Annotated in this window: 12 protein-coding genes and 1 pseudogene; 7 read left to right on the forward strand and 6 right to left on the reverse strand. The window is 71.0% G+C overall.

Features of this window, described 5'->3' with window-relative positions:
- Positions 1–232: 232 nt before the first annotated feature.
- The gene (locus tag FJR00_RS09935) at positions 233–3,571 is read right to left on the reverse strand and encodes a UvrD-helicase domain-containing protein (protein WP_141338584.1); all 3,339 of its coding nucleotides are present in this window, start codon (positions 3,569–3,571) and stop codon (positions 233–235) included.
- Positions 3,568–6,702, reverse strand: coding sequence for a PD-(D/E)XK nuclease family protein (locus FJR00_RS09940; RefSeq protein WP_202876637.1), 3,135 nt, complete (start codon positions 6,700–6,702; stop codon positions 3,568–3,570). The genes FJR00_RS09935 and FJR00_RS09940 overlap by 4 nt, the downstream gene beginning before the upstream one ends.
- 309 nt (positions 6,703–7,011) lie before the next feature.
- Between FJR00_RS09940 and FJR00_RS09945 the strand changes: the two genes are divergently transcribed.
- Positions 7,012–7,941, forward strand: a complete 930-nt coding sequence (locus FJR00_RS09945) for an FMN-binding negative transcriptional regulator (RefSeq protein WP_141338586.1) — start codon at positions 7,012–7,014, stop codon at positions 7,939–7,941.
- Between the two features lie 11 nt (positions 7,942–7,952).
- Here FJR00_RS09945 and FJR00_RS09950 read toward each other — a convergent pair whose 3' ends face one another.
- The 3 genes and pseudogenes from FJR00_RS09950 to FJR00_RS09960 form a co-directional block, all read right to left on the reverse strand.
- Positions 7,953–8,372 (reverse strand): type II toxin-antitoxin system VapC family toxin, encoded by a 420-nt coding sequence (locus FJR00_RS09950; RefSeq protein WP_141338668.1) that lies wholly within the window; start codon positions 8,370–8,372, stop codon positions 7,953–7,955.
- The gene (locus tag FJR00_RS09955; RefSeq protein ID WP_141338587.1) at positions 8,369–8,602 is read right to left on the reverse strand and encodes a FitA-like ribbon-helix-helix domain-containing protein; all 234 of its coding nucleotides are present in this window, start codon (positions 8,600–8,602) and stop codon (positions 8,369–8,371) included. The genes FJR00_RS09950 and FJR00_RS09955 overlap by 4 nt, the downstream gene beginning before the upstream one ends.
- 268 nt (positions 8,603–8,870) lie before the next feature.
- A pseudogene (locus tag FJR00_RS09960) lies at positions 8,871–9,065 on the reverse strand (transposase); the annotation flags it as partial.
- Between the two features lie 74 nt (positions 9,066–9,139).
- Between FJR00_RS09960 and fucP the strand changes: the two are divergent.
- From fucP to FJR00_RS09975, 3 genes are all read left to right on the forward strand, one after another.
- Positions 9,140–10,456, forward strand: a complete 1,317-nt coding sequence (fucP, locus tag FJR00_RS09965; protein ID WP_141338588.1) for an L-fucose:H+ symporter permease — start codon at positions 9,140–9,142, stop codon at positions 10,454–10,456.
- A 15-nt stretch (positions 10,457–10,471) separates the two neighbouring features.
- Entirely contained in the window at positions 10,472–11,464 is a 993-nt protein-coding gene (locus FJR00_RS09970; protein ID WP_141338589.1) for a substrate-binding domain-containing protein, read from the forward strand.
- A gap of 234 nt (positions 11,465–11,698) precedes the next feature.
- Complete coding sequence (locus FJR00_RS09975; protein ID WP_238330426.1) at positions 11,699–12,622, forward strand: LysR substrate-binding domain-containing protein; 924 nt, start codon at positions 11,699–11,701, stop codon at positions 12,620–12,622.
- Between the two features lie 304 nt (positions 12,623–12,926).
- Here FJR00_RS09975 and FJR00_RS16315 read toward each other — a convergent pair whose 3' ends face one another.
- Complete coding sequence (locus FJR00_RS16315; RefSeq protein ID WP_377466665.1) at positions 12,927–13,139, reverse strand: Mu transposase domain-containing protein; 213 nt, start codon at positions 13,137–13,139, stop codon at positions 12,927–12,929.
- A gap of 121 nt (positions 13,140–13,260) precedes the next feature.
- On the opposite strand from FJR00_RS16315, the gene FJR00_RS09985 reads away from it, so the two are divergent.
- From FJR00_RS09985 to FJR00_RS09995, 3 genes are all read left to right on the forward strand, one after another.
- On the forward strand, positions 13,261–13,881 hold the full coding sequence (locus tag FJR00_RS09985; RefSeq protein WP_141338670.1) for an FMN-binding negative transcriptional regulator: 621 nt from the start codon (positions 13,261–13,263) through the stop codon (positions 13,879–13,881).
- 64 nt (positions 13,882–13,945) lie between these two features.
- Positions 13,946–14,383, forward strand: a complete 438-nt coding sequence (locus FJR00_RS09990) for a hypothetical protein (RefSeq protein ID WP_141338590.1) — start codon at positions 13,946–13,948, stop codon at positions 14,381–14,383.
- Entirely contained in the window at positions 14,380–14,721 is a 342-nt protein-coding gene (locus FJR00_RS09995) for a transcriptional regulator (protein ID WP_141338591.1), read from the forward strand. Before FJR00_RS09990 ends, FJR00_RS09995 begins: the two co-directional genes overlap by 4 nt.
- The last annotated feature ends 2 nt before the right edge of the window (positions 14,722–14,723 follow it).

Below are 14,723 nucleotides of genomic sequence, written 5' to 3' on the forward strand. Positions count from 1 at the left end.
CCATGGAGCCCGCGCTCAACTACCTGGTCTGGCGGGGTGCCACGTTCCCCTGTCGCGCGGCTCGGTCCGATGTCTTCGATGCTGTCCGGCGAAGGGTCCGCCTGCAGCAGCTGGGCCTCGTCGTGAGGGTTGCTGGCGCGGGAGGGTTAGGCGGTGACCACGAGTGTGCGGCGACGATCTTCGCGCTCAGGCCCACCGGGCTTTCCACCGAAATGCTCGAGGAGAGACGTCGTCATCGAGGACCTTCGCCTTGCCGGACGGCAAAATCCCCGCTCGTCGTTGCGATGAGTGCCCGAACCCCGCTGTGCGCGCAGGCCCGTCCGACGATCTCACCGTATGCCCGCAACTGCGGCGCGTAAGACCGGGCCCGCGCCACCCACCCCTCCTCGGGCACGTCGTCCGTCTTGTAGTCGACGACGACCAGACGCCCGTCGTCCTCCTGGTAGAGCAGGTCGACGAAACCTTCCAGCACCGTGCCGTCCTCCTGCACTGTGCCGACGTAGGACTCCCGCCAGTGCTCGCGCTGGGCTGCACGACGCACGACATCCGATCGCAGGAACGATCTGGCCAGGTTCCGGACGACGTCGGCGTGGTCCGCCACGCCCTCGGCCCAGCACTGCGCCTCAACGGCGTCGTCCAGACCCAGCCCAGTGGTGAGGTCCACCGTCTGCATCACCCCGTGCACCGCACGGCCGATCACCGACCCGTAGCGGCCCTTGACCCACGCAGGTCGCTCTACGTCACGGCCACCCTTGGCCTTCGATCGGGTGACCTGCTCGTCAGCCGCCACCGACACGCTTTCGGCAGCCCCTTCGTGAGCAGCTCCGACGGGCAGCCCCGTCAGCTCGACCTCAGGGTCCGTGCCCTCCAGCCCGGACGCGCTCACCGCGCTGCGTTGCCGAGACGCGGTGATCGCCTCATCAAGGCTCGCCCGCCACGCCGCCCACTCCGGTGGTGGCGGGACCGGGGTAGCCGAGCTGGTTGACGTGCCGCGGTCCGGGGCGTCGACAGCTTTTAGGCCGACGGCCCCTCCGGCATTCACGGCGCCTGCGTCGGCCAAGAGGTGTGCCAGGGTCCCGTTGCCGCCATTCGCGGACCGGTGCATCGAGACCACCAGGTGGTCCTTCGCCCGGGTCGTCGCGACGTAGAGCAGGCGCCGCTTCTCCAGGTCGCTCATCTGCTCGTCCACCGGCTGGGCGTCGGCGAAGTCACCGGTGGTCAGGTCCTTGCCGAGTGAGATCGCGAAGCCGTCGTCGGTCCACAGCAGCTGGACGCCGCCGCGGTTGTTCGGCTTCGACGACAGGCCCGAGACCACGACCATGGGGAACTGCAGACCTTTGGCCGCGTGCACGGTCATGATCCGCACCGAGTCGACGTCCGACTCCGGCAGCACCGCCTCGCCCGCGCGGGAGGTCTCCGACGCCTGCGCCTGAGCCCATGCCAGGTAGGCGCGCAGGCCGCCGTGCTCGGTCTCCGACCACGCCCGGGCCTGGTCCACGACATACCGCAGCCGTCGCCAGGTGTCCCGCGCGCGAGGTCCGTCCGCCGCCACCTCCTGCATGCGGCGGTCGACCACGAGCCGGGCGAGCACCTCGCTCGGGGTCAGCCAGCGCGCCTCGTCGTGAAGGCCCCGCAGGTATGCCGTCGCCCGCCCCACGGGGTGCTCGCTCAGGTGCTCGGGCAACGGCGCCAGCAGGTGGAACGTGCCACCGCCCCGCTTGAAGGTGAACAGGTCGTCGTCGCCGCAGCCGAACAGGCTGGAGCGCAGCGCCGTGACGAGGGAGAAGCCGTCGGAGGTGTCGGCGATGCTGCGCAGCGCGGCGAACAGGTCGCGCATCTCCTGGGCCTGGTAGACGATCGAGCTCGACTCGGTGCGGTAGTCGACGCCGGCCGCGTCCAGCGCCTCCTCCAGGAAGGGTACCGACGTCCGGGCGGGCACGAGGATCGCGATGTCGTCCTCCCGCAGCGGTCGCCAGACGCGACGGCGCCGGCCGTGCTCGTCCCGCTCGTCCGTCTCCGCCTCGGTGGTCCACCCCTCGTCGAGGGCCCGCCGGATCGCGGCCGCGACGTCGGTCGCCTCCCGGCGGCGCACCTCGTCGGCGGACGGCTTGTCGGTGTGCTCCTCCGAGCCGAGCACGGCCACCGCCGGACCGACCGTCGGGGCGGACCGGTGCGGTGCCAGCGCCTCGTAGGCCGGCTGCCTGTCGGGCTGCTCCGTGATCAGCTCGGCGAAGACGGCGTTGACCCACTCCAGCACCGGTGCGCCGCTGCGGAAGTTGGTGGTGAGCGACACCTGGTCGCCCAGCGTGTCGCGCGCCTGGAGGTACATGCGGATGTCGGCCCGGCGGAAGCGGTAGATCGACTGCTTGGGGTCGCCCACGACAAAGAGGGAGCCGGCCGGCACCTCCACGTCACGCCAGTCGGGCTGGCCGGCCGCCGCGCCGCCGGCGATGCGGACCGCGATCTCGACCTGGATCGGGTCGGTGTCCTGGAACTCGTCGAGCAGCAGCCGCCGGTAGCGCTGCTGCAGCGTCTGCCGCACCTCAGGGTTGCGCTGGAGCAGGTCTCGGGCGAGCACCAGCAGGTCGTGGAACTCCAGCCGACCCTCCCGCCGGCGCGCGTGGGCGGCCTCGAGCACCCGCTCACCGCACCAGCGCACGATGACCCGCAGGCAGCGGTCCTTGAGCTCGGCCAGCACCTGGGCGACCTCGGTCTGCCAGGTCTTGCAGTCCGTCTTGAGCTGCTTGTGCCGTCCGGCCCACCCCTTGTTGGCCCCGTAGCGGAACTTGAGGTCCTTCACGGCGGTCAGCGATGCCACCACCTCCGTCGGGTCTGGCCCGATCTGGCGGTGCCGCTGGGCCCACGAGGCCAGCTCGGCCAGGTCGGGGAGCAGTTTGTCGTTCGGGTCGGCACAGGTGTCGGCGTTGGCGGCGAGCTCCATCGCGCGCTCCACGAGGTGGTCGACGTCGGGCAGCGTCGCGGGTTCCGGCGCCGGAGCTCCGACGACGTGCGTCTCCACGAGGTCCCAGTCCGCGTTGAGCTTGGCCACGATCGCGCGCACCTGGTCGACCTTCACCCCGGCCGCCAGGGCCAGCTCGAGCGTCGGCGCGAGCTCGTCGTCGTCCAGCAGCAGCCCCCGCAGCTCCGCCCACCGGGCCTCGAACGCGACGGAGGAGCCGACCTCGTCGAGCACCTCGACCAGGGGCGGCACACCGGCCTCGATCGGGTGCTCAGAGAGGATCCGCTGGGCGAAGGAGTGCAGGGTGCCGATCGCGGCCAGGTCGAGCCCCTCGAGCGCCGCCTCGGCCCGGGTGCGCTGCTCGTCGTCTCCCGTGCGTGCGACGTGCTCGAACGAGGCCCGCAGCCGGTCGCGCAGCTCGGCCGCGGCGCGCTCGGTGAAGGTCACCGCCGCCACCGCCTCGATCGGTATGCCGTCGCGCAGCACGAGCGTGGACACCCGCTCCACGAGGGAGCGCGTCTTGCCCGACCCGGCGCCCGCCTCGACGAAGAGGGTCTCGTCGGTCCGCTCCCGGATGCGCCGGCGGGCGGCCTCGTCGGTGAGCTGCGTCATACCCCGTCCTCCTCCTCGCCCTCGGCCGGCGCGGCCAGGGCGTCGGGCTCGACCAGCCCGGTGTAGTCCTGCAGCTCGGGCGTGGTGCGGAGCAGCTCCCACCGCTCGCGGATGTCGGCGTGCCCGAGGCCGTCCGGGTTGCACGCCGAGCACTGCGTGAAGCTGAAGTCGGCCGTCTTCGGTGCCCGTTGGGGGAAGGCGCCCCGGGCGATGCCGTCGACGAGCAGGGCGAGCGTCTCGGCATACCGGTGCATGACCGCCTCGGTGAGCGGCAGCTGGACCCGGCCGGTGTCCTTGCCGGCGAACCAGTAGAGAGCCTCGACCGGGGTCTGCCCGTCCCCGTGCGCCGCCCGGGCGGCCAGGGCGTAGGCCGGGAGCTGGAGCTTGCTACCACCGAGCACCGGGTCGTCCTCCATGCCCTTGAACGAGCCCTTCCTGCCGGTCTTGATGTCCGTCACGAGCAGACTCCCGTCGCGGCGCCGGTCCACCTTGTCGGCGGACCCGCTTAGCAATACCTCCCGGCCGTCCGGCAGCGTGACGCGCACGGGCTCCGCGCCGTGCATCCCGAACCTCAGCTCGCTGGTGACCACCGCCGCGCCGTGCTCCGCGCGCCAGGCGTCGTCCTCGGTCAGCATCCGGTCCAGGACGGTGCGGAGCCACTGGCGCTGACGGGCCCACAGGCGGGGGTGCCCGGTGCGACCCTCCGCCTCGTAGCGCCCGCCGAGCTCCTCCCCGAGCTCGAGCAGCCGCGCCCGCTGGGCCGGGGTCCACGGCTGCCCGTGACCTGGCAGCTGCCCCTGCGCCGCGGCCTCGGCGACCAGGCCGTCCATGGCCTCGTGGACGAGGGAGCCGAGGTCGGCGGCGCTGATGGTGATGATCTCCTCGGGGGCCTCCACCGGCTCGACCTTGAGCAGCCGCTGCAGGAAGTAGGCGTGCGGGCAGGTGGCGTAGCTCTCCAGGGCGGTGGGGGAGATCGCGGTCGTGCCCGCCCCGTGGTCGGGGAGCCCGGTGACGCCCGCGAGGTTGCCGTCGAAGCGGCTGAACGTCTCCCCGCGACGAGCCCGGACCAGCTCCTGGGTCGCGGCCACGACCGGGTCGTGCGGGGCGACGCCCGCCAGGTGCGCCCGGACCCGCCACTCCTGCTCGGTGGCGGGGTGGGGAGTCGTGCGCAGGCTGCCGGCGAACGAGGGGGAGCCTTCGATGGTGTCGCGCGCGTTGCTGGCACCGCGCTCCCACTCGGTGGCGGGGAGGTCGGGGTCGCCGCTGAGAGTGCGCAGCGAGGGGAGCAGCCAGCGCGAGGGGAGGCGGTGAGAGTGCCGGCGCAGGTCGCCGCGGGGGAAGCTGGCGGTCACGTGTGGCGCGGAGTCGAACGCGGCCAGCAGGCTCCGGTGCGTCCTGTCGGCGCGGCGTCGGCTGCTGCGGAGGGTCCAATTGGTGGCCTCCCGCGCGCGTTCGGGCAGGAGGGAGTCCTCCCGCAGCGTGCCGGGGCACAGGTCCTCGGTGAGACCGACGACATACAGGGCGTCGAGGTCGAGCCCGACCGCCTGTTCGACGGGGGCGACGAGCACGCCCTGACCGAAGGTGCCGACGCGGGGGAGCGCGCCGTCGAGCTCGAGGCCCAGGATCTCCTCCACGCCGGCGAGGGAGGGGCTGGTCGGGGTGCTGTCGAGCGCGCGCAGCTGCGACAGTGCGCTGCGCACCGTCACGAGGGCGTGCTGCTCGGCGGGAGGCAGGTGCCGGTGGGTGGAGGGCGGCAGGAGGTCTTCGAGTATGCCGTGCAGCACCTCGGCGGCCGCGGTCCAGGCGGGCGCCCGGTCCAGGTCGGCGAGCCGCCGGCGCAGGGTCGCCATGAAGTGCAGCATGGACGCGGTCGCGTCGCGGTGCCGGGTGAGCCGGTCTCGTCTGCTGTCGTGGAGGTCGTCGTCCTCGAGCTGCTGCTCCAGGGACCGTCGGTGGAAGTCCAGGCGCTCGTGCCAGTCGTCTCCGGCGACGACGCCAGCCTCCCGGGTGATGCGCTCCCAGAGCGGGAGGGGGAGCGTCGTCGTCGCGCGGTCGGGATCTTCCAACGTGGTGACCGGGAGCTCGCCGACGGCCCGGAGCACGTCAGCGCGGCAGTAGCCGGTGCGTGCGGTCTCCAGCAGGCCCAGTACCAGGCGGGCCACCGCACGCTCGGCGACGGGGCGCACCCCGGCGCCGTTGACCTCGATCCCGGCGGCGGCGAGGTGCTCGTGGAGCAGGCGCGCGTAGGGGTCGCGAGCGGCATACAGGACCGCGACGCGGTGGGCGGGAGCGGTGCGCAGGGTCTGCACGACGTCCCGGACGACGCAGCGCACCTCGTCGTCGGAGTCGGAGGCGTGCATGACCCGCTGCACGGTGGGCGCGGTGCGGAGCGGCGGGGGTGGGACGTCGGGCGCGATGGCTGCGACCGACTCGGTGACGGCCGCGTCGGCGCGAGGGTCGCCGGTGTGCCCGGGGACGACGTGGGTGTCGGCGAGCCCGGCGAGCCCCGCGGCCAGGGCGGTCTCGGCGTGGGTGAGGTCCTGGGGCAGGTAGATCACCACGCTGCCGAGCTCGGCTGCACGTTCGGCCGTGAGGGTGGCGGCCGCCGTGTGGAGCAGGTCGGTCTCGTCGTAGTGGCCGTCGGTGATCCGTTCCCGTGCTGCACGGTGGACCCGCACGACCTCGGCGCACAGGCTGCTGGTCCCGGAGACTAGGTCGCACGCCGAGTCGTCCACGTCGCGCAGGTCGTGGTGGGCCCGGGCGAGGGCCCGCGCCGTCGACGGGTGGTCGGCCACCTCGCCGAAGACGCCCGGGTCGTCCAGCAGCACCCCGCGGACCGTGGCGCCGACGAACGCGCGGGTGGCTGGTCGGCGGCCCGTGCCGGTGAGCCGTGGTGCGGCGAGCTGCTCAGCCAGCCGGGGGAGTGTGGTGATCCACAGGCCTGCGATGGCGGGGCGGTCGGGGTGGAAGCCGTGGGCGAGGTGCCGGCGGGCGACGATGCCGGCGATGTTGCTCGGTACGACGAGGATGACGGGATGGAGCGGGTCGTCCTGCTTGAGCGCTGCGACGACGTCGGTCACGCAGTCAAGCGCCGGACGGCCGTAGGTCGTCCAGGTCACGGCTGCCGGCACTGGCCCCTCCTCGAGCGTTTCGTCGACACCGTACACAGGCGCGCCGACGGTCCTCAGGTCAGGAGGTCCGCCGCGCAGACGGCTTGCGCTTCCCTTAACCGGGATATGTCTTCCGTCGATGCGAAGTCGGGGGCCGGCCCCGCTGCCGATCTTCCGATCCCAGCACCAGGCGCCGGGGAGGACTGATGGTCCGGTGGGGACTGCGCCCCACGCGTGGCCGCGCTGGGGCGGAATGTGCGTCGACACCGAGGAGAATGGCGAAACCCAGGACGGGCCGGGGAGACGGCCGCGGACGACGACGGAGGCGAGATGCGGCATACCCCGCACTATCTGATGACCGACCCCGACGAGGTCCGCCGACTGATCCGGAACCATCCGTGGGCCACGATCGTGTCACCGAGCAGCACCGGGCTGGTCGCGTCGCACTACCCGGTGATCCTCGACGAGAGCGCCGGCGGCCCGGACATCACCATCCTCAGCCATTTCGGGCGTCTCGACGACCGGCTGCACGAGCTCGGGCGGCACGAGATCCTCGTCATCGTCCAGGGGCCGCACGACTACATCTCGCCGAGCTGGTACGCCCCCAGTGAGCTCGTGCCGACGTGGAACCACGTGACGGCACATCTCTACGGGGCGCCCGAGATCCTCGACGAGGAGGAGAACTACGCGGCGCTCTCCCTCCTGACCGACCACTTCGAGCAGGGCCNGCCCGGCGACCTCGTGCCGACCTGGAACCACGTGACGGCGCACCTCTACGGGACGCCCGAGATCCTCGACGAGGAGGAGAACTACGCGGCGCTGTCGCTGCTGACCGACCACTTCGAGCGCGACCGACCCGGCGGGCGCTCGCTCGCCGAGGACGAGGCGGCCACCCGGCGGGAGGCGAGGGGTGCGGTGAGCTTCCGGCTGCGGGTCGACCGGTTCGACGCCCGCGCCAAGCTCAGCCAGAACAAGGCGCCTGAGGTCGTGGACCACGTCATCGNCTCCCTCCTGACCGACCACTTCGAGCAGGGCCGTCCCGGCGGTCGCTCGCTCGCCGAGGACGAGGCGGCCACCCGGCGGGAGGCCAGGGGCGCGGTGAGCTTCCGGATGCGGGTCGACCGGTTCGACGCCCGCGCCAAGCTCAGCCAGAACAAGGCGCCGGTGGTCGTCGACAACGTGATCGACCGTGTGGAGGAGCACAACCCCGGACTCGCGGAGGAGATGAATCGAGTCCGGGAGGGACGCCCGGCCGGCTGAACGGTCGGTGCTCAGGCGGCCCAGGGGTCGACGAGCTGGATGCCGGTCAGCTCAAAGTCCTTGGTGTTGCGCGTCGCGCAGGTCGCGGCGTGCGCCCGGCAGATCGCCGCGATCTGTGCGTCAGCCGTGCTGATGGGCAGCCCCGCCTGTTCGCGAGCGACGAGGACGGCGGCGTAGTGATCTGCCGCCGTGTCGTCGAACGCCAGGACGGCGCTGGTCCCGCGGTAGGGCCGGAGCGCTGTCTCGAGCTGGTTGCCCAGCACCGTCTTACGCCGACCCTTCGGGAGGCGGCGTACGCCTGCGAGCAGCTCTGCCAGGGTGATCGACGTGATGACGACGTCGCCGTTGATCGACTGCAACCATGCCAGCACGTTCGCGTCAGGCTGCGGTCGGAGCGCCTCGGACAGGACGTTGGTGTCGAGGACGATCAACCGAGGTCTGCCGCCCGTGCGATGTCGGTGCGCCCGGGGACGGGGAGGTCCTCGATGCCGCCGACCTCCTGCGCTGCCCGGAAGAGCGCAAGACCGACGTTGGGGTGTTGCGTGGCCTTCGTGAGGATGTCGCGGGCCTCGGCCTCCATGGACCGGCCGTGCTCCCTCGCCTGGGCCGCCAGCTGGTCCTTCACGGACTGGTCGAGTCCTCGGATGACGATCGATGCCATGGTGTCCACCTCTCCGTAGCGATATCAAGAATGATAGCAATGCACACCCTGCGGGTCGTGCTTGTGACGCGTCCACATACCTCCTCTCGTCCCGATGGCGCGCTGCGCGAGATAGGCCCGTCGACCAGCACGAGCTCCTCATACGTCTTGCCGCCGCCTGGGCCGACAAGACCAAGCAACCGCTGGACCGGGACTTGCTCGGGACGGTCCTGTAGCTGCGCGACGAGACCGATCGACCGTTACGGTTCTCCCTCTTGTGCGGAGTCGCCCCGCGGCGCCTGCACGAGCGCAACAGGTCGGCCCAGGACTCGGTCGACTCACGGTGCCCGTCATCCAGCGCGATCAGCTCCTTGGTGCCATCGGCCCTCACCCCGACCATGACCAGGGGGTCCCCCCAGCGAAGCGAGGGGGCCAGGCAGACCTTGTCCGGGGTCAGGCAGACCTTGAGGTGGATCCCGTCGACCGTAGCGTCACGTTCTTCATAGAGGCTAGGGTCCCAACATCGCAGTTGAGGCGAGGTCAAGAGAAAGGGATGCGATGGCAACGACGCCGAAGGACACCGCCGAGCCCAGCGCTCCCCTGGTGGCCCGCCACCTCCGCGTCCCGTTCCTCCTGCTCATCCTCTGTTTCGCAGCGTGGGGTATGGCCGCCAACCTCACCGACATCCTGGTCGGGGTCTTCCGCGGCATCTTCGACATGTCGAACTTCCAGGCCTCGCTGGTCCAGTTCGCCTACTACGGCGCCTATTTCCTGCTGGCGGTCCCGGCCGCGTTCATCAACGCCCGTTACGGCTTCAAGGCCGGTGTCCTGGTGGGGCTGGGGCTGGCGGCCGTGGGTGGTTTCCTCTTCATTCCGGCCAGCAACCTGCTCGCCTACGAGATGTTCCTGCTGGCGCTCTTCGTGCTCGCGGCGGGTCTGTCCATCCTGGAGACCTCCGCCAACCCCTTCGTCATCGGCATGGGCGAGGAGGCCAGTGCCACCCAGCGGCTCAACCTCGCGCAGTCCTTCAACCCGGTCGGTGCCAACGTCGGTGTGCTGATGGGCGCGATCCTCATCCTGCCGAACCTGACGCCGGAGGAGAGCAAGACCATCATGGGCGAGGACGAGCTCCTGGCCGCCACGGAGTCCGACCTGGCGTTGGTGCTGCAGCCCTACCTGGTGATCGCCGGGATCCTGGTGCTCATCTGGCTGCTCATCGCCTTCCGCAAGATGGAGCTGCCCAGCGCGCCGGCGCCGGTCGACCTGACCTCGGGCCGCGGTGGCACACTGGCCCGGTTGTGGGCCAACCGGCACTACCGCTACGGCGTGGTGGCACAGTTCTTCAACGTCGCGGCCCAGACGTGCACCTGGACCTTCACCATCCTGTATGCCCAGGACGTCGCCGGAACCTCCCCCGGCGAGGCCGGCTGGTGGCTGCAAGCGAGCCTGGTCCTGTTCCTGATCTCACGCTTCGTGATGACCTACCTGCTGGGGATCTTCCGGCCGGCCCTGCTGCTGCTGATCATGGCGGTCTTCGGCGTGATCTGTTGCCTGACCTCCATCTTCGTCCTCAACGTCGTCGGGTTGATCGCGGTGGTGGCCATCTCGGCCTCGCTGTCGCTGATGTTCCCGACCATCTACGGCCTCTCGCTGCAGGGGCTGGGCCCGGACGCCAAGTTCGGCTCGGCCGGTCTGGTCATGGCCATCCTCGGCGGTGCGCTGGTGCCGATGGTGCACGCGGCCGTGATGGATGCGGCCGGATCGGCGCTGGGGTACATCGTGCCGGGCATCTGCCTGGCGGTGGTCGCGGCATACGCCCTGTTCGCGTTGAAGAACACCCGTCCGGCGGCGGGCGCCGCGACGGATCAGGCCTGAAGGGTGGCGATCGGTATGCGCACACGCACGTGGATCACGCTGGGCGCAGTGCTCTGCGGCCTCACCCTGGCGGGTTGTGCCGGTGAGGAGCAGGAGTCCGTGTCGGTGGGGCTGATCACCAAGCAGGAGGAGAACCCCTACTGGGTCTCGATGAAGGACGTCGCCCAGGAGACGGCCGATGACCTGGACGTCGAGCTGACCACGGCCACCGGTGCCAGCGACACCGACGTCACGTCACAGGAGGCTGCTCTCGCGGACATGGTCGCCGAGGGGGTGGACGGCATCCTGATCGCGCCGACGGATCCGGTCGCCCTGCTTCCGGCGATCCAGGAGGCACGCGACGCCGGGGTGCTGGTGCTCGCGCTGGACACCCCGGTCGATCCGCCGGAGGCGGTGGACGCCTTCTTCGCCACGGACAACGAGGCGGCAGGCCGTTCGATCGGGGAGTATGCCGCCGCGAAGGCCGACGACCTCGGACTGGATCCGCGGGTGGTCATGCTCAACCTGTCCGGAGACATCAGTTCCGGGGAGCTGCGGCGCGTGGGGTTCCTGGAGGGCTTCGGGCTGACCGAGGACGATCCGGCGATCGTGGCCTCGGTCGACACCCAGGGTGACCGGGACAACGCTGCCGTCAGGATGACCCAGGTGCTGGCCGAGCATCCGGACGTCAACGTGATCTACACGGTGAACGAGCCGGCCGCGCTCGGAGCCCTGGCAGCGCTCGAAGCTGCCGAGGTGGACCTGGACGAGGTGGTCCTGGTCTCGGTGGACGGTGGCTGCCGTGCGATGCGCGAAGCGGTGCGGCCCGGGGACATCGACGCCACGGCGACGCAGTATCCGCAGAACATGGCCCGCGAAGGTGTCCGGGCGATCGCTGCGGCGGTGCGCGAGGGTGAGACGCCCAGCGGATTCCTGGACACGGGCAGCGAGCTGGTCAGCGACGACCCGGTGGAGGGGGTGGAGTCGCGGCGGGTGGAGTTCGGGATCCGGACCTGCTGGGGCAACTGATCCGGCTTCGGCCGGCGAGCAGGGTACTCAGCGCCGGTCGGCCGGGGCGCTCAGCGCTCGGTGAGCTGGGAGGGCCAGGCGACGATGGTGGCACCGCGGGTGGCCGGGAAGGCCATGGTGTCGCGGGGGGAGCCGGTCAGGATGCGGTACATGAATGTGGCCATGCATCCAGGGTCGTCGGATCCGACTGATACGTCCAATGCCTCCTAGGCAGGCAACTCATACGTTAACGTCATGAGTATGGAGACGGAGACTCTGCGCTGGTTCCAGCTCGTCGCGGACGGCGTGACGGTGACCGAGGTGAGCGAGATCGAGGGGATCTCACAGCCTGCAGTGTCCCGGGCCTTGAGCCGGCTCGAGCTTCAGGTGGGCACCCCACTGCTGCGACGCGAGGGACGGGTGCTGCGGCTGACGCACGCCGGGTCTGCGTTCAAGCAGCACGTGGACACGGTGCTGCACCACCTCGATGACGGGATCGCGGCGGTGCAACAGATCTTGGACCCCGAACGGGGCACGGTGACGATCGCCTTCCAACCCTCCTTCGGCAGCTGGCTCGTCCCAGACCTGGTGAGCAGTTTCCACGCGGAGCACCCGCACGTTCACCTCGACCTTCGCACGACGGCCGACGAGACGGTGCCGGACGTCGATCCGCGCAGCGACGTGGACGTCGAGCTCTCTACCTTGCGACCCCCGCCGGGCCCCGAGCACCCACGCTGGAGGGTCCTGGCCGTGGAGCCCCTGCGCCTGCTGGTCGGACCCGGCCACCGCCTCGAAGGCACCCACGAGGTCGCGCTGAGCCAGGTCGCCGATGAGCCGTTCGTCATGATCAAGCCGACCTCGCTGCTTCGCCGGCAGTCCGAACGATTGTGCGCCGAAGCTCATTTCGAGCCCAACGTCGCCTTCGTGGCCGACGACCTCCCCACCCTGCGGGGGTATGTCGCTGCCGGCCTGGGTGTGGCCATCGCACCGGCCCTGTGGGGTGGATCAGTGGCCGCCCCGGTGGCGGGTCTGCACGTCCTGGCGCTGACCGACCCGGGCGCGACCCGGGAGGTGGGACTCAGCTGGGCCCCTCAGCGGCGCATGCTGCCAGCGGCCGAACTGTTCCGTGAGCACGTGCTGGCCCGGGCACGCGCCGGGAAGCTGCCCCGACCCGTCTGAGGCGGACGACCAGCCCCGTTCCATCGAGCTGCGGGTGCTGGACCTTCAGCCCGGTGGTGTCAACCCATTCTGCTAGGTCACGCAGCCAGATTCGTTCCCGGTCGACCTCAAGTGGCTCGTCGAAGAGCGCACTCCGCAAGACGGCACTGACATGGACCGTCCCGGTCGACTGCTCCAGGGACCGCCCGGCGTCCCTGCCGGGCTGCGGCGACGCCCAGGTGCGTCTTGCCGGCGCACGACCGGGGCTGCTGATAGGCGTGCCGTAAGGCCTCGGCCGCGGTGACGTGGGCGGGGTCGGTCACGGTCATGCTCCGGGCCCACCGGCGCGGGTGCTCGGCCACCAGCTACCGACCGAGTAGTCATTGGTGTCGACGCGCACGTAGTAGTCCCGGCTCAGGCGCACGTCTTCGCGCCAGCCCAGGTGCGCCCGCCGCCGGCGGCAAGGACAGCATCGCGTCGGTGTCCGCCGCGAGCAGGCCCACGGGGGGCGGGCCTTGGCCCACCTCTTGGGGAGCATGAAGGACTTCAAGCTAAGGCGGGCCTCCACCGGGTGGCGCGACACCTTCCTCGACACCGAGGAGAATGGCTGAAACCCAGGACGGGCCGGGGTGACGGCCGAGGACGACGACGGAGGCGCGATGCGGCATACCCCGCACTATCTGATGACCGACCCCGACGAGGTCCGCCGACTGATCCGGAACCATCCGTGGGCCACGATCGTCTCGCCGGCCAGCACCGGTCTGGTCGCGTCGCACTACCCGGTGATCCTCGACGAGAGCCCCGACGGCCCGGGCATCTCGATCCTCAGTCATGTCGGGCGACCGGACGACCGGCTGCACGAGCTGGGTCGCCACGAGGTCCTCTTCATCGTCCAGGGGCCGCACGACTACATCTCGCCGAGCTGGTACGCGCCCGGCGACCTCGTGCCGACCTGGAACCACGTGACGGCGCACCTCTACGGGACGCCCGAGATCCTCGACGAGGAGGAGAACTACGCGGCGCTGTCGCTGCTGACCGACCACTTCGAGCGCGACCGACCCGGCGGGCGCTCGCTCGCCGAGGACGAGGCGGCCACCCGGCGGGAGGCGAGGGGTGCGGTGAGCTTCCGGCTGCGGGTCGACCGGTTCGACGCCCGCGCCAAGCTCAGCCAGAACAAGGCGCCTGAGGTCGTGGACCACGTCATCGAGCGTGTGGGGGAGGACAACCCCGGACTCGCGGAGGAGATGCGGCGCGTCCGGGATTGCTCACGAGAGGAGTGACCTCGCCAGGGACTTGCGTCAGGTGACTTGCATCTGACGCAAGAAACTGTCTAGGGTGCCGGGTGTGACTTCCTCCCCGACGCCGGCCGACGCCACCGACCTGCTTCGCCAGCTGGACGAGGACCGGTCCCGGCTGGCCGGCCTCACCGCGACTCCGTGGTGGGCCCCTGCGCTTCTCGGGCTGGTCGTCGGACTGTGGGTCGCCTCGCCGGCCGTCGGCGACCGGACGACGAACTACCTCTTCGCGCTCGCGGCCGCGGTCGTGGTCGTCCACCTGGTGCGGGTGAGGACCGGGATCCGCCTGCGGGGGGCCGGGGCACGGCAGCTGGTGCTGGGTGTCCTGTGGCTGCTGGTCACGCTGCTGCTCTACTCCGCGGCGCTCGGCCTCGTCTCGCTCGACCGGGAGGTCTGGACCGTGCTTCCGGCCGCCGTCGCGGGCGTGGTGACCTACGCGCTGGCCGTCGTCTCCGACCGGTGGGCGCGCGAGAGCCTGCGGATGTGAACGCCGCCGAGGCCGTCTTCGACGAGCTGATCCACTTCCCGGTCCGGCTGCGGATCTGCGGGCTGCTGCGCCGCGCCGACGCCGTCGCGTTCCGGACGCTCGAGGAGGCGCTGGAGCTGCCGGCGTCGCAGCTGTCGCGTCATCTCAAGGCGATGGCCGAGGCCGGTTACGTGTCGGTCAGCAAGACCGCGTCCCCTGATCGCGGGGACGCCAGGCGCGTCGCGTGGGTGACCCTCACCCCGACTGGCCGCAGCGCGCTCGACCGGCACATGGCCGCCCTGACCCTGATCGCCCAGGGTCAGGAGGTCGGCGGGGAACAGGACGACGGGGTCGGGTGACC

Source organism: Ornithinimicrobium kibberense, from assembly GCF_006519705.1.
Taxonomy (GTDB): domain Bacteria; phylum Actinomycetota; class Actinomycetes; order Actinomycetales; family Dermatophilaceae; genus Ornithinicoccus; species Ornithinicoccus kibberensis.